Source organism: Flexivirga lutea, from assembly GCF_054778955.1.
Genome location: NZ_BAAGZB010000002.1, coordinates 908145 through 929513, shown reverse-complemented (window position 1 = coordinate 929513; position 21369 = coordinate 908145). Strand labels below are relative to the sequence as shown.

Below are 21369 nucleotides of genomic sequence, written 5' to 3'. Positions count from 1 at the left end.
GTGATCACCGAGGGGTGGCGAGTTGGCCACCTCGCAACCCACTCACATCACACGCGGCGGCCAGTTGCTGCAGGACAAGCGAAAAGCGGTGTCCCCGAACACACTTCGGGGACACCGCTGGTGAAGCGAGAGGAACTCAGCCGATGAAGGGCTCGAGCTCCTTGACCAGCTTCGGCTTCGGCATGACGCCGACGATGCTCTTGACGACCTCACCGTTCTGGTAGACGTTCAGCGTCGGGATGCCGGTGATGCCGTACTTGGCGGAGGTGGCCGGGTTGTCGTCGGTGTTGAGCTTGACGACGGTCAGCTTGTCGGCGTTCGCCTCGGCAATCTCGTCGATGATCGGAGCGATCATCTTGCACGGTCCGCACCAGGGCGCCCAGAAGTCGACGAGCACTGGCTTGTCGCTCTTGAGAACGTCGGCCTCGAAGGTGGCGTCGGAGGTGTCCTTGGTGTTCGCACCCATGTCGGATGTTCCTTTCATTGTGATGATGTATGCCGAAAGGCCTTGGGAAATAAGAGGTTTCAGGCGTTGACGGTCTGGGCGGCGTCCGCAGAGGGTGCGCCCGCCTCGTCCCGCGCGGCCAGGAAACGCTCGGCGTCGAGCGCCGCCGAGCAGCCGGTGCCGGCAGCGGTGATCGCCTGACGGTAGGTGTGGTCGACCAGGTCGCCGCAGGCGAAGACGCCCGGCAGGTTGGTCGCCGTGGTGCCCTGAGCGACCAGCACGTAACCCTCGTCGTCAGTGTCCACCTGACCCACGACAAGCTCATTGCGCGGCAGGTGCCCGATGGCGACGAACACTGCGGAGGTGTCGACCTCGCGGGTCTCGCCGGTGCGAGTGTCGGTGAGAGTCACCGAGCTGACCTTCGGGTCGCCGTGGATGCCGGTGACCTGGCTGTTCCAGGCGAAGTCGATCTTGTCGTGCGACAGGGCGCGGTCGGCCATGATCTTGGATGCGCGCAGCTCGTCGCGGCGGTGCACCACGGTGACCTTCTGGGCGAAGCGGGTCAGGAAGGTGGCTTCCTCGATGGCCGAGTCGCCGCCACCGACGACCATGATGTCCTGATCGCGGAAGAAGGCGCCGTCACAGGTGGCGCACCACGAGACGCCGTGACCGGACAGCCGCTTCTCGTCCTCCAGTCCGAGCTCGCGGTAGGCCGAACCCATGGCGAGGATGACCGCGTGCGCCTCGTGCACGTTGCCCTCGCCGTCGGTGATCCGCTTGATGTCTCCGGTCAGGTCGACCGACGTGACGTCGTCGCGGACGAGGTCGGCGCCGAAGCGTTCAGCCTGTTCACGCATCTGCATCATCAGCTCGGGTCCCATGATGCCCCCGGCGAAACCCGGGTAGTTCTCGACCTCGGTGGTGTTCATCAGCGCACCGCCGGCGGTGACCGACCCCTCGAACACCAGCGGGTGCAGGTTGGCGCGGGCGGCATACACGGCGGCGGTGTAACCGGCCGGCCCGGAACCGATGATGATCAGGTTGCGAGGCTCGCTCACGGAGTGTCCTAACTTTCGGCAGTTGGTCGGGGCTGCGCCCGACCGGGTCGGCGGTGGTCCGCCCGCTCGGCGGGCTCGTAGAGCACAACAGATGGTATGTCGGGAATGTTCCGTGCCGTACATGTGCTCCAGGCGTGGTGTTCTCACCGCAGACGGACGCCGGGGGTGTGACCATCCGGAGTGCGGGGGGAACGTGCAGCGACGTCGTTTTTCGCGGAGCCTCAGAGCGCGCGCGGCGCTGCGTAGGGCCGGGAGTCCTTGCTGCAGCTGGACGAGACCGCGAACGCGGTCTTCGTGCCGTGGTTGGTGACCACGATGATCAAGGCGGGCTTGCCGTCATACGTGGCCAGATCGACCTTGATGCTCGACGGATCGTCCAGCAGCGAGCCACCGATGGTGCGTACGCACTGCACGATGGCCTGCGGTTTGGCGAGCGCACCGAACTGCGCCAGCAGCGAGGCGTCCGGAGATTGGCCAGCCGTGCCGTTCGCCATACTCGCCGCCTGGGTGTCGAAGGACGCCCCGGTGTAATGGGTGCCGGTGCTCTCCACCTGCACGCGATCGGCGAGCTGGGCGGTGCTGATGGTGTGCTGGGCGCTCCCGGACGGGAGGGCCGTCACCGGCGCGTTGTCGTGCCGCAGCGCGTTGACACCGACCACCGCCACGGCTGCCACAGCGGCCGCGGCCACCAGACCGCCGACGGCCGGCATCCAGCGTCGCCGGCCCGACCGGTCGCCGGAGCGCCCGGTGCGGGTCAGCGGGGTGACGTTGGGGTGCTCCTGCTGGCCGCCGGTGCGTTCCTGCGCCAGGGCAGCGGTGATCCGGTCCTGGACATCCTGCGGCATCGGCCCGGGAGCGGGCAGCGAACGCAACAGGTCGCGCATACCTGTCGGATCGTTCTCGAAGTCGTCATCGGGAGGTGTCGTCACGGCTTCCTCCAATCGGTTCAGTAGCTGGGACGACGAATGCCAGGGCATGGTTCCGTGCTGCCCGGGGGCAGTCCGGTGGTGAGGAGACCACCATCAGTCCAGGGTCCGACGTGCGAGCGGACCCTGCGGTTCCCTCCCTCATCAGGTGCCGCCGGCGTAACCGTCCCCGTGCTTGTCGCGCAGCAGCTCGGCCAGTGCCGAACGGCCGCGTGCGCACCGGGACTTGATGGTGCCCTCGGCGACGCCGAGCACCTGCGCGGCCTCGGCCACCGGCAGACCCTGCATGTCCACCAGCGTCAGCGCCAGCCGCTGTCCCTCGGGGATCTTGCCCAGCGCCTCCTGCACGTCCAACCGCACGACCGTGCTGCCGTGCACGTCGTGCCGGTCGGCCAGGTCGTACTCCGGTAGCTCCGAGGTCGGTTTGATCCGGCGCAGCCGGTCCAGGCAGGCGTTGACGATGATGCGGTGCAGCCAGGTCGTCACCTGAGCGTCGCCGCGGAAGGAGTCTGCGCGGCGGAACGCCGAGATGAAGCCGTCCTGGACGGCGTCGGCGGCGATCTCCGGGTCGCGGGTGGTGCGCAGCGCGACCGCCCACATGCGGTCCTTGTGCCGCCGGAAGAGTTCGCCGAACGCGTCGGGATCGCCCGCACAGTGTGCCGCCAGCAGGTCCCGGTCGTTGGTCCCGGCCAGCTCGGTCACGGGTAGACCTTGACGTCGTTGATGCGCTCCTGGAACCGGCCGTTGTCCTGCTTGCTGAGCTTGGTGACCCAGATGGTGATGTATCTCGCCTGGACGCCGTTCAGCTGCGCGGTCTGGGTGCCCTGGCCGGTCAACGTGGTCTCCGGGTCACGCGAGCTCACCGGCTCGATGTGGTCGCTGACGAAGAGTTTGATCGTCGACGGACCACCGGTGGTGGTGATCTTCACGCTGCCGACGGTCTGCACGCTCCCCAGGTCGAGCAGGAGCCCGGTGCCCTGGCCGCCGCCGCGGCCGTCGGCGGTGCTGTAGTCGTAGCTCTGCCAGTAGGAACCGGGGTCCTCGTCGGCGGCCTTGGCGGCCAGTCGGGAGTTGTCGCCGCCGTTGATGCCGTATGACGTCACGCGCTGGATGGTCACCGGTGTGGCGGTCGGTGTGGGCTTTGCGCTCGTGGTCCTGGACGCCGATGCCGAGGCACTCCCCGACGACGTGGCGGCGCCCGCGGAGGTACTGCTGGTCGAGGGCTTGGACGAGCCGCCGATGCCGCGCAGCCCGATCGCAGCGAAGACCACGGCGACGACGACCAGCAGGCCGACGATCACCAGCGCCAGCCGGCTGCTCTGGTTGTCGGCCTCGAAGTGACCGTCCAGGCCGGGAACCGGTGGTTCGAGATCGGTGAACGACGGGTCGTAGTCGCCCCTGGGGTCGCCACCGAAATCGTCGTCCAGATCGTCCCGCGGCGCTGCGGCGCGTGCGCGGGCCCGCGCCAGATCGGCGCCGGAGATCTGCGCCGTCTCGTCGCCGGTGTCGGTGCTGCCATTGCCGGCGGCCGTGGCCACGCCGGCCCGCGGCAGCGCGGTCCGGGTCGGGACGGCCTCGGTGGCCGGTGCCTCGTCGTGGGCCCGCTCCTCGAGAGCTCGATCGTCGTCGGCCGAGCCGGTCCCGGCGGGCGCCCCGCGGCCGCCACCGGGCACGGCGGCCAGGGTCGCACCGGGCCGGCGACCCGAGCCGGTCGTCCGGCGGGTCGAGGTGGTCACCCGCTCGGAGGACCAGGGTGCCAGCTGCCGGGCGAGCTCGCCCGGAGTGCGGGGACCCTCGTCGGCGCCCAGCGTGGTCCGGCACAGCGTGTCCAGGTCGCCGGGCACTCCGGACACCAGCTCGCTGGGAGCCGGGAGCTCGCCGTCCGCGCGGCGGGTGACGTCCTGCAGACCGGGCACCGACTCCTCACCCGGCCAGCGGCGGGTCAGCCCGGCATACACGATCTGCACGAGCGCCACGGTGTCGGCGCGGGAGGCTTCCTCCGAGGAGAGTTCGTCCGCGCCGGCGAGGGCGGCGTCGGTGGGCAGGCCGAGCACGGACACGGCACCGTCGGGTGAGGTGACGATGTCGTGCGGTGTCAGCTGCAGGTGGTGCAGACCGCGCGCCGAGGCGGCGCCGAGACCACTGGCGGCCTCGCCGACCATCCGGCGCACCTCCTCGGCGGGCAACGGGTCGAACTGCAGCATGGCGGCGATCGAGTCGGCGCCGTGCAGCGCCTCGGTGATGACGTATGCCGTCCCGTCCTGCGTGCCGACGTCGAGCACGCGCGGCAGGTGACGGTCCTCCACACCCGCGGCGCGGCGGGCACTGTCCAGGGCCGCTTCGGCGTGGTCGGAGTCCGCTGCGAAGACGGTGGCGGTCACTTCCCGGCCCAACGTGGCGTCGGTGGCGATCCACAACTCCTGGTCACCACGTCCCGCCAGCTTGCGGGTCAGCGTGTAGCGCTGCGCCAGCACGGTGTTCTCGCCGATGGCTTGCACCTGACCAACGCTCCCTGTTCGCCGTTCGTGTGCCGCGTCGGCGCGGCTCCCATGGTGATCCGTGCCCGTCGCCGCCGCGCACGCATCGGCCACATCCTAAAAGGCCGACCGGCGCAGTCCGGCGGGGACACGCGCCGGGAAGCCCGATCCGCGGCGCGGACGGCGGATCGGCAGCCGTCAGCGACCGATCAGTCGTCGTACGCCGCCGAGCCGGCCGGACACCGCGCCGATGAGTTCCTCGACCTCCTTCACGTGCAGCCGACGGGAGAACAGCACATAGAGGACGAGGAAGACGGCCGCGGCGACGGCGAAGACGATGAAGTTGGCGATGCGAGTGTCGTGGCCGGTGACCAGTCCGGTGCCGTACCGGGCGGCGAACGCGATCGCCACCGCGATCACCGAGGCGACGGCGAGACGGGCCCACGTCTGCGCGACGCCGACCATCCGCAAGCCGGGCAGCTGCTGGTCCCGCAGCCAGCGGTAGCCGATGGTCGCCTCGACGAAGTAGGCGATCGATCCGGCCAGGCAGACGCCGAAACCCCGCCAGTCGTCCGGCAGTAGGACGCACGGCACGGCCAGCACACTGGTGATGATGGTGCACCACACCTGCATCTTGAACGGCGTCTTGGCGTCCTGGTAGGCGAAGAGCGCGCGCTGCACGACGACGCACACCGTGAACGGCACCAGGCCGATCAGCAGCGCGATCGTCTGTCGCTCGACCGCGGTGGCGATGGGCGGGTAGAAGGCGGCGGCCAGCGGCCCGGCGGCCACCAACGCACCGAAGGTCGCCGGCATGGTCGCCACGGAGGACAACCGCAGGCTGAACTCGGTGTCCTGGGCCACTGCGCGGGTGCGTCCCTCGTGGGCGGCTCGTGACATGCGGGTGAAGAGCGCGGTGACCAGGCTGAGGGTCACCAAGGAGTGCGGCAGCATGAAGAAGAGGAATGCGTAACCCTGCGCCTGGTTGGCCGAGCCGATCCCGTTGAGCAGGTTTCCGGTGACCAGGAAGACGCCGAGCTGCTGCACGATGACCGCCGCGAACGCCCACCCCGCGATCGTGGACGTGTTGCGCAACCCCACCCCGCGGAAGGAGAAGTTGGGCGCCCAGGTGTAGCCGGACCGTCGCAACGGGATGATCAGCACCACCGCCTGGGCGACGATGCCCAGTGTCGCCGATCCGGCGAAGATCACCACCATCGACGTCGTCCACCGGGACGGGTCGCCGACCTCCCGATGGTGCTGTGCGAGCAGCCAGACGATGCCGGCGATCGCGAAGACGTTCGCCAGTGCCGGGGACCACATGAGTGCGCCGAACCGGCTGCGGGCGTTGAGGATCTCGCCGAGCAGAGTGTAGAGACCGTAGAAGAACAGCTGCGGCATACAGATGAGGGTGAAAAGGATGCCCAGACGCCAGGTGTCGCCGCTGGCATGGACGTAGCCGATCTTGAAGACCAGCGGGGAAGCCACCATGAAGAGCACGGTCGCGCCGAGCAGGATCGACATGGCGAGCGTGAGGATCCGGTCGGTGTAGGCCTTGCCTCCGTCCGGGTCCTTCAGCGCGCGGGTGATCTGCGGGACCAGCACCGCGTTGATGACGCCGCCGGCCAGCAGCAGATAGATCTGGTTCGGGATCTTGTTGGAGGTCTCCCAGACGTTGCCGGCCACGCCGATGATGACCGCGGCCATCAGGATGGTGCGCACGAAGCCGAGCGCGCGGGAGACCAGGGTGCCCGCGGCCATCACCGCGCTGGCCCGGCCGATGCCCCCCTCGGGCGCCGGTGCCGGTGCCGCCGCGGCGGGCGCCTGCGGCAGCGCATCCGGGTCCGCACCCCGGGCGATCGCGTCCCGGCGGGCCCGGACGACCTCCGGGTCGGGCATCGGCAGATAGCCGGAGTCCTCGCCCATCCAGGCGGCATACAGCGAACCGAGGCTGCCCTGGCTTTCGGGCGCGTTCTGCTGGACCTGGGCGCGCAGGTCCGACTCGGCGTACAGCTGGCCCAGGCTGGGTCGGCTCTCGTCAGTCATCGGTGTCGCTGCCCTCGCCTCGATCTGTGGTCTGCTGTGCGGTGGTCTCGCCGGCATCGACGATGGCGTCCTCCGGGGTCGGCGCGTCCGTGGCCACCGGCTGCTCGGAGGCGGTCCGCGGACCTCGGCGTACGGCGCGCCACAGGCCGATCGCGAGGATCAGTGCGGCGAGGACGCCGAGTACCCACATGATCCACCCGGAGGTCGGGTGCACGTTGATCTTCAGCTGTGCCGGCGCGTCCGTGTCGGTCAACGCCGTCCCGTCGGGTGCCCGCAGCACCGCGTCCAGCGGCACCGTGCCGCCACCGACCGCCTCGATGTGGAAATGGACGGCGGCGCGGGCACCGGCACCGATGTCGACCTGCTGCGGCGAGTCGGTGACCCGGACGAGGTACTTGCGCCGTTGCAGCTCCACCTGGACGTCGTGCACCGGCCGGTTGAGTTCGTTGGAGACGGTGAGGCTGATGTCGCCGGAGTCGGCGAAGAAATTGATCGTGGACGAGCGGATGCTCAGCTTGTGCAGCATGGCCACGACCGCGGCATGGTCCCGATCGGCGACGACGTGCAACTTCGCGGCGCCGCCGCGCCAGCGCGTGGAGCCGATGATGTCCAGTGCCCGCTTCCGTTCGGGTATGACGTCGTCACCGCCGACCAGAACGCTCTGCAGGGCGGACAGGTCCGCCCGAGCATCGTGCAGGGCGGCGAGCTCGTCGGCCGTGACGGCTTTCGCCGGGACGGTCGGTGTCGAGCCGCCCTGGGCAGGGGTCTTCAACAGGGTGGTCACCGGAGCCGTGCGCAGGGCAGCGGTCGACTGCGCGCCGGTCCGCAGGCCCACCCAACCGGCCGTCTGGAGCGCGTCGATCCGGGCCGCCAGCTGGGTCGGGTTGGCACCGCCGGAACGGGGCGCCACCAGTGCGATCGACCGCGGTGTGCCCGGTGACTGCTGGTAGAGAGCGAGCAGCTGGGTCAGTAGCCGACCGGTCCGCGCGCCCGGCGAAGTGCTGGCCCCGCTGAAGACACCGGACAGCGACTCGTCATACGTCAGGACACCGGAGGTGCCGGCGGCGCGATAGATGGCGGTCGGGGCGTCCGGTCGCCGGACGGCGCGTTGGGGCAGCAGGGCGACGGCTCGGGCCTTGCTGCCGGCGGCGAGTTGCGTGGTGTAGGAACTGACGGCCGCGCCGGGCAGGTCGCCGGTCGGCCAGACGAGCCGGACGCCACCGAGCGCGGTGACCCGGTCGGGCAGGGCGCGCGCGAAGTCACGCGACACCAGCGACTGCCCCGGCTTGCCCAGGCCGTGCAACGCGGTCAGGTCCGGGTCGTCCGAGGGCAGCCACCACACGGACTGCTCGGAGCCCAGCCCGGTGAGCCGGTCGGTGAGCCCGTCCACCGCCGCGTCGATCCGGCCCTGGGGGGTGTCCGGCGGGGTGCTGGTCTGCGAGGAGGAGGGCGACGGTGACGACGAGGAAGAGGACGAGGAGGAAGATGGTGACGAAGCCGACGACGACGGCGTGCCCGAGCCGCTCGCCGCGCCCGATGCGGTGCTCGTCGGGTCGGGCGTGCCGCCGCGGCCGGAGGCCCGGTCGGTGGACCCCGCACCGGTGGACCCCGCACCGGTGGACCCCGCCGATGCTCCGGTCGACGCCGGGGACGACGACTGCTCCGGCGATCCCGTGGCGCCGGACGGCGACCCCGCCGACGAATTCGACGAGGGGCTCGACGAGGGGCTCGAGGCACTGGCCGCGGCGGAGGGGACGTTGTCGTCGGAGGGTGCCGGGGGGTCGATCAGCGCCGGGTCCACCGCGAAGACGACCGGGTCGCCGGCCAACGCGTCCAAGGTGCGTTGCACCAGCGAGTCGGGTCCGACCGCGCGCTCCCACGCCGCCGCCCGCGCGGACCCGGTCGGCCCGAAGAGGTCCGGATCGGCCGGCAGGGTCAGCGGCACGACGATGCTCACCCGCAACGGCGACGTGACCGCGGAGTTCTGCAGCTGCAGGGCGCTGCGCGCCATACCCCGTATGGCGGAGGCGGCCGGCCCGCCGTCGGTGACCGTGACGGTCATCGGCAAGGAGGCCAGGCCGTAGTCGTAGGACAGCTTCTTGCCGGGGATGGTGACCGAGAACGGCGTGCTGCTGCCGGGCGCCAGGGCGCCGGCCCTGCCGGACGCGACCTCGGTCAATGGGACGTCGAGCGTCCCCGAGATCCAGCCGTCCGCGGCGCTGCGTGTGTCGAGCAGGTGGTCGCCGCTGACCGAGACGTGCACCACCGGGTTGTCCAGGGTGGCCGACCCGATGTTGGTGATGGTGCCGGTGACGGTGACCGCCTGCCCGGCGGATGAGACGGCCGGCAGGTTGGCGCCCAGGCTGATCCGGGCAGTCGACGACTTCGGCGCCGCCGTCGCGGCCGCGGAGGGCGCAGCAGCGGCGGGCGACATACCTGCCGTCACACCGACGGCGAACAGCCCGAGCAGGAGGGCGAGCAGGGCGGCCCCGAGAGCGAGTGGGTGACCCGGCCGGTGGTCAGGCCGTCGGCGCCAGGTATTGCCAGGCTGTTTGGACGATGCGTCGCTCATTGGGGAAGGTCAGCTTCCGCTGCACACGGTCCAGGCGGAACCAGCGCGCGTCGACGGCCTCGTGATCGGGGTCGCCGTCGATGCTGATCTCGCCACCGAGTGCCTCCAACATGTAGTGATGGACCCGCTTGTGAATGCGCAACTGCGGGGTGCTGAACCAATAATCGATCGTGCCCAGGGTGACCAGGGCACGTCCGATGATGCCTGTTTCCTCCTGGACTTCGCGAACCGCCGTCTCGACCAGTGTTTCGCCCGGCTCCGCGTGGCCCTTGGGCAGGCACCACTCCAATCGGCCGGCCCGGTTGTGCCGCGCGATGAGCGCGATCCAGGCGTAGCCACCCGCCACGTCGATGATGACGCCACCGGCCGAGGTCTCCTCCACGGCAGGCAGCCGCCGCACGGGGCGGTCGGTGCGCGGTGGATAGAGGCTCATCTCGACACTCTAAACCGGACTCGCCGGGACGTGAGCCGATCGGACGAACGGGACGGCTGCCCGCACCCGCCTCGGGGCCTGTATCACGAGTCGCTCGGGCGCCCCTACCCTGTGGTGGTGCCGACGCCCCACCCCGACGATTCCGTGACACCCCCGACGACACCCCCGACGACACCCCGGACGACCGCCGCAACCCAGCTGCAGCGACGCGCGGTCGCGCACCTGGCACCGGTGCTGCCGCTGCTGCAGGAGCTCGGCGGCATCTTCACCGCCGACGGTCACGAGGTGGCACTGGTGGGCGGCCCGGTGCGCGATGCGTTCCTGGGACGGGAGTCGACCGACCTGGACCTGACGGCCTCCGCACGACCCGACCGGATCGAGGCCCTGCTCGAGCCCTGGGCCGACACCACCTGGGACATCGGGCGCGACTTCGGCACCATCGGCGCCCGCAAGGGCGACACGATCGTCGAGGTGACGACCTACCGCGCCGACGCCTACGACCGGCAGACCCGCAAGCCGGTGGTGAGCTTCGGCGACTCGTTGACCGAGGACCTGGTGCGCCGGGATTTCACCGTCAACGCGATGGCGCTGCGTCTGCCCGACCTGGAGTTCGTCGACCCGTATGACGGGATGGGCGCGCTCGCTGCGCGCTCGCTGATGACGCCGTCGACGCCGCAGGTGTCCTTCGGGGACGACCCGCTGCGGATGATGCGGGCGGCACGGTTCGCTGCCCAGCTGGGCTTCACCGTCGACCCCCGGGTGCGTGCGGCGATGACCGAGCTGGCCGGGTCGATCGAGATGATCTCCGCCGAGCGGGTGCACGACGAACTGGTGAAACTGCTGCTCGCGCCGGACCCGCGGGCCGGGCTGACCCTGCTGGTCGACACCGGCATCGCCGACCACGTGCTGCCCGAGCTGCCCGCCCTGCGGCTGGAGGTGGACGAGCACCACCGGCACAAGGACGTCTACGAACACTCACTGACCGTGCTCGAGCAGGCGATGGCGCTGGAGGGACCGCGGGTCGTGCCGGGTCTGCAGGAGCCGGAACTGGTGCCCGGTCCGGACCTGGTCCTGCGGCTGGCGGCGCTGTTGCACGACATCGGCAAACCGGCGACGCGCCGCTTCGAGAAGGGCGGCGGGGTCTCCTTCCACCACCACGAGATGGTCGGGGCCAAGCTGGTCCGCAAGCGGCTGCGGGAGCTGCGCTTCGACAAGGAGACGATCAAGCAGGTGTCCCGGCTGACCGAGCTGCACCTGCGCTTCCACGGGTATGGCGGCCCGGGCGTCCCCTCCCGGGACCGCTCGGGCGGCGTCGACTCGCAGTGGACCGACTCGGCCGTGCGCCGGTACATCACCGATGCCGGGCCGCTGCTGTCCCGGCTGCACCTGCTCACCCGGTCCGACTGCACGACCCGCAACCGCCGCAAGGCGGCGGCGCTGTCGGCGGCATACGACAGCCTGGAGGTGCGGATCGCCGCGCTGCGCGAGCAGGAGGAGCTGGACGCCGTCCGCCCCGAGCTGAACGGCAACGAGATCGCCGAGACGCTCGGCATCCGGCCCGGGCCGGTGCTCGGCCGGGCCTACCAGCACCTGCTGGCGTTCCGTCTCGACAACGGCCCGGTGGGGCAGGACGCCGCCCGCGCGGAGTTGCTGCGCTGGTGGGCCGAAGAAGGTGCCGAGTAGGTGGTCAGCCGCTGACGAGGGTGGGTGCCGCGTGCTTCGACCCACGCCGCCAGCGCGCCGCGAGCACGGTGTCGACTACATGGTCGGTGTCCAGGCCGTAGTCGGCCAGCAGGGTGGACCGCTCGCCGGCGGGGACGAACTCCACCGGCACGCCGAGCGGTATGACGCGGGTCGACAGGCCCTCCTGGTGTGCCGCCATGGACAGCGCCGCTCCCAGACCACCACCAATGGCGTTGTCCTCCAACGTGATCGCCACCTTGTGCTCCGCGACCATGGACATCAGCTCCGGCGCCACCGGGTGGATCCAGCGCGGGTCGGCGACCGTGACCGAGACGCCCATGCCGGCCAGCCGCCGGGCAGCGTCGACCGCGACCGTCGCCAGCGGACCGCTGGAGACCAGGAGCACCTGGGCGTCCGCGTGATGCGGCGTCAGCAGGTCGACCGGGCCGAGCCGGGTGTGCACGCTCACCGGTTGCGGCGCACTGCCCTTGGGATAGCGCAGCACCGTGGGTCCGTCGTCGTGGGCCAGCGCCTCCCGCAGCAGCTCCCGGAGGCGTATGGCGTCACGCGGCGCCGCGATCCGGATGCCGGGCACGCCGCGCAGCATCGACACGTCCCAGATGCCGTGGTGCGACGGACCGTCCGGGCCGGTGATGCCCGATCTGTCGAGCACGAAAGTGACTGGCAGCCGGTGCAATCCGACATCCATCAGCACCTGGTCGAAGGCTCGACCCAGGAAGGTGGAGTAGATCGCCACCACCGGGTGCAGGCCCGAGGTGGCCAGCCCCGCCGCACAGGTGACGGCGTGCTGCTCGGCGATGCCCACGTCGACGATCCGGTGCGGGAAACGCTCCCCGAAGGGACCGAGCCCGGTCGGCAGGCGCATCGCCGCGGTGAGGGCGACGACGTCGGAGCGTTCCTCGCCGATGGCTGCCAGCTCGGCACCGAAAACCATTGTCCACGCTTCGGATCGGGCGGCTCCGACCGCATCGCGGCTCACTGCTGAAGGGATCGGTGCTGGACTCACGCTGTGCATCCGGTCCGCTTGGTCCTGCTCCGCCGGCGGATGACCCTTGCCCTTGCGGGTCAGCACGTGCACCACGACGGGGCCGGACTGGGCACGCGCCTCGTCCAGTGCCCGGTGCAGTGCCTTGAAGCAGTGTCCGTCGACCGGGCCGATGTAGTGGAAACCCAGTGCTTCCAGCAGGTTCGACGAGGCGGTGCCCTCGCGCAGCTGGTGCAGGTGGTGCGCCATGGCCCCGACGGTCGGGTCGTAGGAGCGTCCGTTGTCGTTGAGCACCACGACCACCGACCGGTTGCTCGCGCCGAGATTGTTGAGAGCCTCCCACGCCATACCTCCGGTGAGCGCGCCGTCGCCGATCACGGCGACCACCCGTCGACCGCGCCCGATCAGCTCGGAACCGCGCGACAGCCCGTCGGCATACGACAGGGCCGTGGAGGCGTGGGAGTTCTCGACGATGTCGCAGTCGCTCTCCCCGCGGCACGGATAGCCGGACAGGCCGCCCGCGGACCGCAGTTGCTCGAGACGGTCGTCCCGGCCGGTGAGCATCTTGTGCACGTAACTCTGGTGTCCGGTGTCCCACACGATGGCGTCGTGCGGGGCGTCGAACGTGCGGTGCAGCGCGATGGTGAGCTCGACGACGCCGAGGTTGGGACCCAGGTGGCCGCCGGTGCGGGTGACGACGTCGATCAGTCGCCGCCGGATCTGTGCGGCCAGCTCGGGGAGCGCCGTCTCCGGCAGCACCTTGAGGTCACCGGGTGAGGTGACGTGACGCAACAGGTCCGGCGACGACATCACGCCACCGCCGCCCGGATGGTCTGCCGCAACGAGTTGGTGGTGGCGATGACCGCGGTGGGTTCGTAGCCGCAGTGCGCCATACAGTTCGCGCAACGCTCGTCCTTGCCGCGGCCGAACGCCTCCCAGTCGGTGTCCTGGATGAGCTCCTCATAGGTCGACACGTAGCCGTCGTCGAGCAGGTAGCAAGGACGCTGCCATCCCTTCAGGCTGTATGACGGGATGGCCCACGGCGTGCACTCGTAGTCGACCTTGCCCTCCAGGAAGTCGAGGAAGAGCGGCGAGTGGTTGAGCCGCCACTTCTTGCGGCGGCCCTCGCCGAAGGCCTTGGCGAAGAGCGTGCGGGTCTCCTCGACGCCCAGGAAGCCCTCCTGGTCCGGCGCCTTCCAGTAGGCGTAGCCGGGGGCGATCTGCATGTTGTCGACCTTGACCTCGTCATTGAGGTAATTGAGGATGTCGATGACGTCCTGCGGTGAATCACTGTTGAACACAGTGGTGTTCGTCATCACCCGGAAGCCGCGCGACTGGACCAGCTTGATCGCCTCGATGGCTGCCTCGAAGCCGCCCTCGTGGCTGACCGACGCGTCGTGCCGCTCCTTCATCCCGTCGACGTGGACCATCCAGGAGAAGTTGCGGTGCGGCGTGAACTTGTCGATGTGCCGCTTCATCAGCAACGCGTTGGTGCACAGGAAAACGATCTTCTTGCGGTCCAGCAGCTCCTGCACGATCTCGTGGATCTGCGGGTGCATCAACGGTTCACCGCCGGCGATGGAGACCATCGGTGCGCCGCACTCCTCGATGGCGGCCACCGCCTGTTCGACCGGCATGCGTTGTTTGAGCATGGAGGCCGGCTCCTGGATCTTGCCGCAGCCGACGCACTTGAGGTTGCAGGCGAAGAGCGGCTCGAGCTCCACCAGCAGCGGGTATTTTTCCCGTCCGGCGAGCTTCTGCTTCAGTAGGTACTGCCCGAGGCGGACGGACTGGTGGAAGGGCATGTGGGGCATGGTCAGACGACCTCTCTGGGCAGGGTGAATTGCATGGTCTCGGTGATGCCGCCGCGTCGGCCGATCTCCAGCTCGCCGAGGGCGGCGAGTGCTTCGACGAGCTGTTCGACCAGTGCTGCGGGGGCGGAGGCGCCCGCGCTGACGCCGATGGTGCGCACGTCGCGCAGCCACTCCAGCCGTATGTCGGAGGCATCCTCCACCAGGTGCGCCGGGGTCCCACGGGCCGCCGCGACCTCGACCAGCCGCATCGAGTTGGACGAGTTGGCCGAGCCGACGACCAACACCAGGTCGCTGGCTGCGGCGACCTCGCGGATGGCGTGCTGGCGGTTGCTGGTGGCGTAACAGATGTCGTCGCGGCGCGGACCCTGCAGCGCGGGGAACCGTTCCCGCAAGACGCCCGCGATCTCCTCGGCCTCCTCCACCGACAGGGTGGTCTGCATGACGTAGGAGACCTGCGACGGGTCGGCCACGCGCGCGCTGCGAGCGTCCGCCACGGTCTCGATCACCACGACGTCGTCGGGCGCCTCCCCGCGGGTGCCGACGACCTCCTCGTGCTCGGCGTGTCCGATCAGGAAGACGGTGCGGCCGGCGGTGGAGAAGCGGTGCACCTCCTGGTGCACCTTGGCGACCAGGGGACAGGTCGCATCGATGACCTGCAGGCGGCGTTCGGTGGCCTGCACCCGCACCGACGGAGCGACACCGTGCGCGGCCAGCACTGCGGTCGCGCCCTCGGGGACCTCGTCCAGCTCCTGCACGAAGACCGCGCCGCTGCGTTCGAGCTCGGCGACCACGTGGGTGTTGTGCACGATCTGCCGGCGGACGTAGACGGGTGCGCCGTGCTTGGCCAGTGCGCGTTCGACGATCTCGATGGCCCGCTCGACACCTGCACAGAACGATTGGGGTTCGGCGCGAAGGACGGTGCGCGGGGCGCAGGCGTCGAGCCACTGCTGCAGCACCGGCCCGGCACGGCGCAGCGAACGCAGTGCGGTCACACCACGGCGCAGCGTGCCGGGATGCACCAACGGGTCGGCCGCGGTGTCGACGATCGCCCGCACCACCACCAACGTCCTGGGGTCGAGTTCCGCTGCCAGAAAAGCGGACTCGGTGTCCACCGCCAATCCGCCGCCTGCGGCGAGCGCGGTGCGTTCGTCACCGGTCACGACGTGGTCGGTGCTCTCGATGGTGCCGACGTGCACGGTCAGGCCGGCACGGCGCAACTCGCCGGCGACGACCGGCGCCGACGGCAGCGCGCACTCGCGACCGTCGGCGCGTAGTCGGTCGGCGACGACCAGGTCGCCCGGCCGCACTTGCGGCGCCAGTGCGCCGGCGACGCCGGCGAGCACCGTCGGGACGTCGGTCCGTGGTGCCCGGCCACGCGGGCCACGGCCGGAGACGTATGGCGCCGTGCGCATTCCGCGTTCGAGGGCGAGGCGTTCGATACGCAGGGGCGTCAGCAGCTGGCCACTTCGTGGGCTGTTCATGTCGCGACCTTCGCGACGAGCCCGAGATCGGGGCGGTCACCCTGATCGACCTGGCTCATGGCCCGGACCGCGCGGCCGAGCGCCCAGACGGGGAAGATGAGCCGGTAGAGGTGGTAGGCGATGTAGAAGTCGCCGGGGAAACCGGTGCCGGTGAATCGGTCTTCGGTCCAATCACCTTCCGGGAGTTGTGTTGCGGCGAGGTAGTCGATGCCGCGTTGCAGGCTTTCACCGAGTTCACCGGCGGCCACCAGGGCCATCAGCGCCCAGGCGGTCTGCGACGGCGTCGACTCACCGCGCCCGATCCAGGCCGGGTCGTCATACGATCGCAGGTCCTCGCCCCAGCCGCCGTCGGCGTTCTGGTGGGTCTCCAGCCAGCGGACCGCCGAGCGGATCGGTCCCGCCGCCGGGGAGACACCGGCTGCCACGAGCGCGGGCACCACGGCCCCGGTGCCGTAGATGTGGTGGGCGCCCCACCGGCCGAACCAGGACCCGTCCGGCTCCTGGTGGTCCAGTAGCCACTGCACACCGCGCTGACACCGCGCACCCCGCGAACGGCCCACCGCAGCAAGCATTTCCACGACGTGGGCCGTGACGTCGGCGGACGGCGGGTCGGTGACGGCACCGAAGTCGCAGAACGGCAGCTTCGCGGGCCACTTGCTGGTGTTGTCGATGTCGAAGGCGCCCCAGCCTCCGTCCTTGGACTGCATGCCCGCCGTCCAGGCGATGCCACGGGACACCGCCTGTTCGTGCAACGGACCGTGGGTGGTGATCACGCGGCGCAGGCCCATGACGATCACGGCGCTGTCGTCAGTGTCCGGATAGTTGTCGTTGGCGTATTCGAACGCCCAGCCGCCGGGCGGCAGCTTGGGATGCCGGACGGTCCAGTCTCCCGGAGCAGTGATCTGCTCCTGCATCAACCACTCCGCGGCGCGGCGCAACGCCGGGTCGCGCGGGTCGACACCGGCGTCGAGCAGTGCGTTGATCGCCAGACCGGTGTCCCAGACCGGCGACTGGCAGGCCTCCAGCCGGCGCACCGGACCGTCCGCGGTGTCCTCGGTGATGACGAACCCCTCGAGACCCTCGATGCCCGCGCGCAGCACGGGATGGTCCAGTGGGTAGCCCAGGGCGTGCAGCGCGAGGATCGAGTAGACCCACGGCGGCTGGATGCCGCCCCAGCCGCCATCGGCCTCCTGCCGCGCGATGATCCACTCCGCTGCCCGGCGCAGGGCGTTGCGGCGGACCGGTCCGACCGCGTGCCGATGGTAGGCGTGCAGGGCCTTGTCCAGGCCGCTGAAAAGGCTCGCCGGTCGATTGTCGCGAGGAGCGGGCTCGGGGCCCCGCGACGTATTCCGCGGAGCGGAGCGGGGAAGCATGTGTCGAGACCGAGACCGAGATGCAGTTGGTTCGCCGGTGGGCGTGCAGGTGATCTCCGACAGATCCCACTTCATCCGTCGCTTCGGTCGCAGGGTGCACACGATGGTCAGCGGCACGATGGTCTGGCGCGCCCAGCAGCCCCAGTCGTAGATGTTGAGCGGGACATGTTTGCCCAGATACATCAACTCCGGCGGCATGGCGGGCAGGTCCGCCCAGTCCCACCAGCCGAAGAGGGCGCACCAGATCCGGGTGAACACCCGGGTCTGCTGCAGACCGCCCTGGGACAGGATGAATTCACGCGCGGCGGCCATGTGCTCGGCGCCTGGTTTGTCGCCCGCCATCCGCAAGGCGATCCAGGCCTCGACCGTGGTGGATAGGTCGCCCGGTCCGCCGGCGAAGGTCGCCCAGGTGCCGTCCGCGCGCTGCCGGCTGCGGATCCACCGGGCGGTCTGCTCCCGTGTCTCGGCGGTGTCGATGCCGAGGAAGACACGCAGCATCATGTCTTCGGCGTCCATGGTGACGTTGGTCTCCAGCTCCCCCTTCCAGGCGCCGCTGGGCAGTTGCAGCTCGAGCAGCCGCGCGGTGGCGCGCTCCAGCGTCTCGCGGGCCCTGGCGGCCATGGGATCGGTCGAAGTGCCGGTCGATGAGCGTGTGGAGACCTGCGTCATGCGGGGTCCTCGCGAAGTATCGGAGGAGCGAAGCAGGGAAGACTTGGTGGGGTGCTCACTCACATGTCCCTTCCGGCGACGTAGTGCGCCACCTCGGTCAGTCCGATGACGGCCCTCTCGTCGAGATCGGCCCGGTGCAGCGCGTCGACGGCTTCGCAGATGGCTGCGTCGGCGCTCTCCCGGCACCACTGCCTGGCGCCGAGCTGGTCCAATTGCGTTGCGATGCGTGAGACTTCGGTGTCGGTCGGCTCGCCGGAGTCGAACCATGCGGCGAGTGCCCGCTGGCCGGGCTGCTCCAGCGCCCAGGTGACCGGCAGCGACCGCTTCTTGGCGCGCAGGTCGGAGTGGTTGGACTTGCCGGTGACGGTCGGCACTCCCCAGATACCGAGGAGGTCGTCGACCAGTTGGAAGGCGTCCCCGACCGCCCGGCCGTATGTCGCCAGCGCCGTGCGCTGGTCGTGGGAGGCGCCCAGCAGCACCGCCGGCAGCTCGGTGCTGCAGCGCAGCAGCGCACCGGTCTTGGCAGCGGCCATGGCGCGGCATTCGCCCAGTGAAACCGTGTGGCGTTGCTCGAATCCCATGTCGAGGATCTGTCCGCGGATGAGCTCGCGGGTGGTGGCGGCGAGCAGGTGGCCGGCCTCCGCGGCGTGTGGTCCGGGGTCGGCCAGCACGGTCTCGAAGGCGAGGGCGTGCATCGCGTCACCGCCGAGGATCGCGGTCGCTTCGTCCCAGACCGACCAGACCGTCTCACGATGCCGGCGGGTGCGGTCGCGATCCATGATGTCGTCGTGCACGAGCGAGAAGTTGTGCAGCAGTTCCAGCGCCGCCGCGCCACTGACCGCCTGCGCCGGGTCGGCACGGATCGCCTGCGCCGCCAGCAGCGCCAGCATCGGGCGCAACTTCTTGCCGCCGTCCTCGCGGACCGGGTTGCCGCGCTTGTCCACGAAGCCGAGGTGGTAGGCGACCACCAGGTGTTCGAGCCCGTCGAGGGTGTCCACCGCCTTGCGCAGGGCCGGAGTCACCAACGTCTGGGTCAACTCCTGCGCTCGACTCAGCTGATTCACACTGCCGTCGGTCGAGTAGGGCTCGGGGGAGCGAAGCGGAGGAGAGCTCGTATCGAGACCAGGCAGACGAGGCACCGAGCGAGCGAGCTGCGTGCCGCGCTGGGCCGCCAGCACCACATTCGCGGCCGCGTGTCCGCTGCGGACCGCGCCCTCCATCGTGGCCGGCCAGCCGGTGTCGGTCCACGCACCGGCCAGGGCGACACCCGGCCGACCGGTCGCCGCGCCCGGCCGCAGCCGAGCGCTGCCCGGTGCCGCTCGGAAGGTCGCCTCCGGCTCCCGCGTCACGAAGAAGTCCAGCACCTGCGCGCCGGCCATGCCCGGCAGCAGGTCGCACAGGTGCGGCAGTGCCCAGTCCCGTAGTTGCGCGGCTGTCATCCCGATGAGTTCGTCGGCGGCCGAGATCGATACCGCGAGACACTGGCGCCGGTCCTGGATCCCGGCGGCGGCGCTGCGGTCGAAGACCCATTGCAACGGGCTGTCCACCGCGGCAACGAAATCCGTGTCCAGCACCGGCCGGTCCAACACCACGTGCACGTTGACGATCGGGGAGACACCGAGGCCGTCGGCCAGGTCGGCGGGCAGCCCGAGCGCGGTCGGGTCGATCATCCGCTCCAATGCGGCGGGCGGGACGGCGAGCACCACGGCGTCATACGTCCCCTCGCCCGCGTGGGCGACCACCCGGGTGCCGGTGTCGCCGGGCACCACCGCGCTGGTCTTGCTGCGTAGCCGCACCGTGCAGCCGGCCTCCGCCAGGGCGCGCTCGGCGGCGTCCCCGTGCAGCTGCTGCAGCGGAACACGGGACCACCCGATGTCTGCGGCGCCCTTGTCGGCGAGCATGCCGAGCTGGAAGACGGTCGCTGCCAGCGCCAGTGAGCAGCGGTCCGCGTCGGCGTTGAGCGTGGCTTTGCCGATCAGCTCCCAGAGCACCTCGATCGACCGGTCGTCGGCGCCGTGCTGCCGCAGCCATCCGCCGAAGCTCTGGGCGTCGACCTGCGGGTCGGCGGGGTCCAGCCGGCCGAGAGCCAGTGCGACGCGACCGACGGCCAGTCGTTGCCGCAGCGGCATCCAGCGGTGTCGGAGCAAGGCCGCGCTCAGGTGCAGTGGCGCGGGCAGGTCGTTGCGGCGCAGGCGGGTCCGGTCGGCGGATCGTTCGCTGGCGATGGGTACGTCGAGGCGCTCCTGCAGGTAGGTCAGGTGCCGCACGCCGAGCCGGTCGAGCAGGCCGAGGTAGGACGTGCAGCACCGCAGGAACACGTGCTGGCCACCGTCCACCCACAGTTCTCCGCGGCGGAAGGAGTGCGTCAGGCCGCCGAGGCGGGCCCGTGACTCCAGCAGGGTGACCTCCAGGCCACGGTCGGCCAGGTCCAGTGCCGCGGTGATCCCGGCGAGGCCCCCGCCGATGACACAGACGGACCGGCGTGCGGCAGGGAGTGCGGAGTGCGTCATACCGGCAACACCGCCTTGGCGAGCGACATCAGTGCGACACGGCCCTTCTCGTGCGGCGGCAACGACATTCGCCGTTCGTAGACGGCCGTCGGGTTGTCGCGGATGCGCAGCAGCAGATGGTGATAGATGCCGGCCATCGCCGCACAGCACGCGGTGCTGCGGTGGTCCAGTTGCGGCAGCAACCGCAACCCGAGGTCGTACCAGGCCTGCGCGCGGTCCGCGGCGAAGGAGATGTATGCCGCCAGTCGCGCGTCCGGGTCGTGCAGCGCGCCGGTGTCGTCCAGTTGCAACCGGACGCCGAAGCGCTCCAGCTCCTCGCGCGGCAGGTAGACCCGGCCGATCAGCAGGTCCTCACGGATGTCGCGCAGGATGTTGGTCTGCTGCAACGCGATCCCGAGCTGGTCGGCGAAGAGCGGGGCCCGTGGATCGGTGCGGGCCGTGCCGTTGCCGAAGATCGACAGGCACAGCCGGCCGATCGACCCGGCGACGCATCGGCAGTAGAGCCGCAGGTCCTCGAAGGTTTCGTAGGTCGCGCCGCTCAGATCCATCTCAACGCCGTCCAGCAACTCCTCGAAGGCTTCCAGCGGGACCGGGAAGCGGCGTGCCGTCTGGGCGACCGCCGCCATGACGGGGTCGGTGGAGGTGTCGATGTCGGACAGTTGCTTGCGCACCAGCGCGAGCGAAGCACGTTTGGTCTCCAAGGGCGCGTCGTCGTCGCCGATGTCGTCGATGCGGCGGGCCAGCGCGTAGAGCGCGCACAGACCCTGCCGCTTGGGCGTGGGCAACAACCGGATGCCGTAGTAGAAGTTCCGCGCCTCGGTGCGGGTGATCTGCTCGGCCTCGGCCATCGCCGCGTCCATCGTCAGGTCTGTCACG

At 70.3% G+C, this 21369-nt stretch carries 15 protein-coding genes; 1 reads left to right on the top strand and 14 read right to left on the bottom strand.

Annotation, left to right across the window (positions count from 1 at the left end):
• Window positions 1-136: 136 nt before the first annotated feature.
• From trxA to ACYVBN_RS10775, 8 genes are all read right to left on the bottom strand, one after another.
• On the bottom strand, window positions 137-466 hold the full coding sequence (gene trxA / locus ACYVBN_RS10810; protein ID WP_440282988.1) for a thioredoxin: 330 nt from the start codon (window positions 464-466) through the stop codon (window positions 137-139).
• A 59-nt stretch (window positions 467-525) separates the two neighbouring features.
• Window positions 526-1503, bottom strand: a complete 978-nt coding sequence (gene trxB, locus ACYVBN_RS10805) for a thioredoxin-disulfide reductase (RefSeq protein WP_440282987.1) — start codon at window positions 1501-1503, stop codon at window positions 526-528.
• Window positions 1504-1724: 221 nt separating this feature from the next.
• Window positions 1725-2432, bottom strand: a complete 708-nt coding sequence (locus ACYVBN_RS10800; protein ID WP_460600516.1) for a hypothetical protein — start codon at window positions 2430-2432, stop codon at window positions 1725-1727.
• A 141-nt stretch (window positions 2433-2573) separates the two neighbouring features.
• Window positions 2574-3131: an RNA polymerase sigma factor SigM gene (gene sigM / locus ACYVBN_RS10795; protein WP_440282985.1), complete on the bottom strand. Its 558-nt coding sequence runs from the start codon at window positions 3129-3131 to the stop codon at window positions 2574-2576.
• Entirely contained in the window at window positions 3128-4927 is a 1800-nt protein-coding gene (locus ACYVBN_RS10790; RefSeq protein ID WP_460600515.1) for a protein kinase family protein, read from the bottom strand. The genes sigM and ACYVBN_RS10790 overlap by 4 nt, the downstream gene beginning before the upstream one ends.
• Before the next feature lie 177 nt (window positions 4928-5104).
• The gene (murJ, locus tag ACYVBN_RS10785; protein ID WP_440282983.1) at window positions 5105-6952 is read right to left on the bottom strand and encodes a murein biosynthesis integral membrane protein MurJ; all 1848 of its coding nucleotides are present in this window, start codon (window positions 6950-6952) and stop codon (window positions 5105-5107) included.
• A complete protein-coding gene (locus ACYVBN_RS10780) occupies window positions 6945-9524 on the bottom strand; it encodes a DUF6049 family protein (RefSeq protein WP_460600514.1) in 2580 nt (859 codons plus the stop codon). Before ACYVBN_RS10780 ends, murJ begins: the two co-directional genes overlap by 8 nt.
• Entirely contained in the window at window positions 9472-9957 is a 486-nt protein-coding gene (locus ACYVBN_RS10775) for an NUDIX hydrolase (RefSeq protein ID WP_460600513.1), read from the bottom strand. The genes ACYVBN_RS10780 and ACYVBN_RS10775 overlap by 53 nt, the downstream gene beginning before the upstream one ends.
• Before the next feature lie 144 nt (window positions 9958-10101).
• On the opposite strand from ACYVBN_RS10775, the gene ACYVBN_RS10770 reads away from it, so the two are divergent.
• Window positions 10102-11640: a CCA tRNA nucleotidyltransferase gene (locus tag ACYVBN_RS10770; protein WP_460600846.1), complete on the top strand. Its 1539-nt coding sequence runs from the start codon at window positions 10102-10104 to the stop codon at window positions 11638-11640.
• A gap of 4 nt (window positions 11641-11644) precedes the next feature.
• Here ACYVBN_RS10770 and ACYVBN_RS10765 read toward each other — a convergent pair whose 3' ends face one another.
• From ACYVBN_RS10765 to hpnD, 6 genes are all read right to left on the bottom strand, one after another.
• Complete coding sequence (locus ACYVBN_RS10765) at window positions 11645-13456, bottom strand: 1-deoxy-D-xylulose-5-phosphate synthase (protein WP_460600512.1); 1812 nt, start codon at window positions 13454-13456, stop codon at window positions 11645-11647.
• Complete coding sequence (gene hpnH, locus ACYVBN_RS10760) at window positions 13456-14460, bottom strand: adenosyl-hopene transferase HpnH (RefSeq protein ID WP_460600511.1); 1005 nt, start codon at window positions 14458-14460, stop codon at window positions 13456-13458. The genes ACYVBN_RS10765 and hpnH overlap by 1 nt, the downstream gene beginning before the upstream one ends.
• 2 nt (window positions 14461-14462) lie before the next feature.
• The gene (gene ispH, locus ACYVBN_RS10755; RefSeq protein ID WP_460600510.1) at window positions 14463-15941 is read right to left on the bottom strand and encodes a 4-hydroxy-3-methylbut-2-enyl diphosphate reductase; all 1479 of its coding nucleotides are present in this window, start codon (window positions 15939-15941) and stop codon (window positions 14463-14465) included.
• Window positions 15938-17935, bottom strand: a complete 1998-nt coding sequence (shc, locus tag ACYVBN_RS10750; protein ID WP_460600509.1) for a terpene cyclase/mutase family protein — start codon at window positions 17933-17935, stop codon at window positions 15938-15940. Before shc ends, ispH begins: the two co-directional genes overlap by 4 nt.
• A 107-nt stretch (window positions 17936-18042) precedes the next feature.
• Window positions 18043-20493 (bottom strand): hydroxysqualene dehydroxylase HpnE, encoded by a 2451-nt coding sequence (gene hpnE, locus ACYVBN_RS10745; protein ID WP_460600508.1) that lies wholly within the window; start codon window positions 20491-20493, stop codon window positions 18043-18045.
• Window positions 20490-21368 carry an isoprenoid biosynthesis enzyme family protein gene (gene hpnD, locus ACYVBN_RS10740; protein ID WP_460600507.1) on the bottom strand — a complete coding sequence of 293 codons (879 nt, stop codon included), beginning with the start codon at window positions 21366-21368 and terminating at the stop codon, window positions 20490-20492. Before hpnD ends, hpnE begins: the two co-directional genes overlap by 4 nt.
• Window position 21369 lies beyond the last annotated feature (1 nt).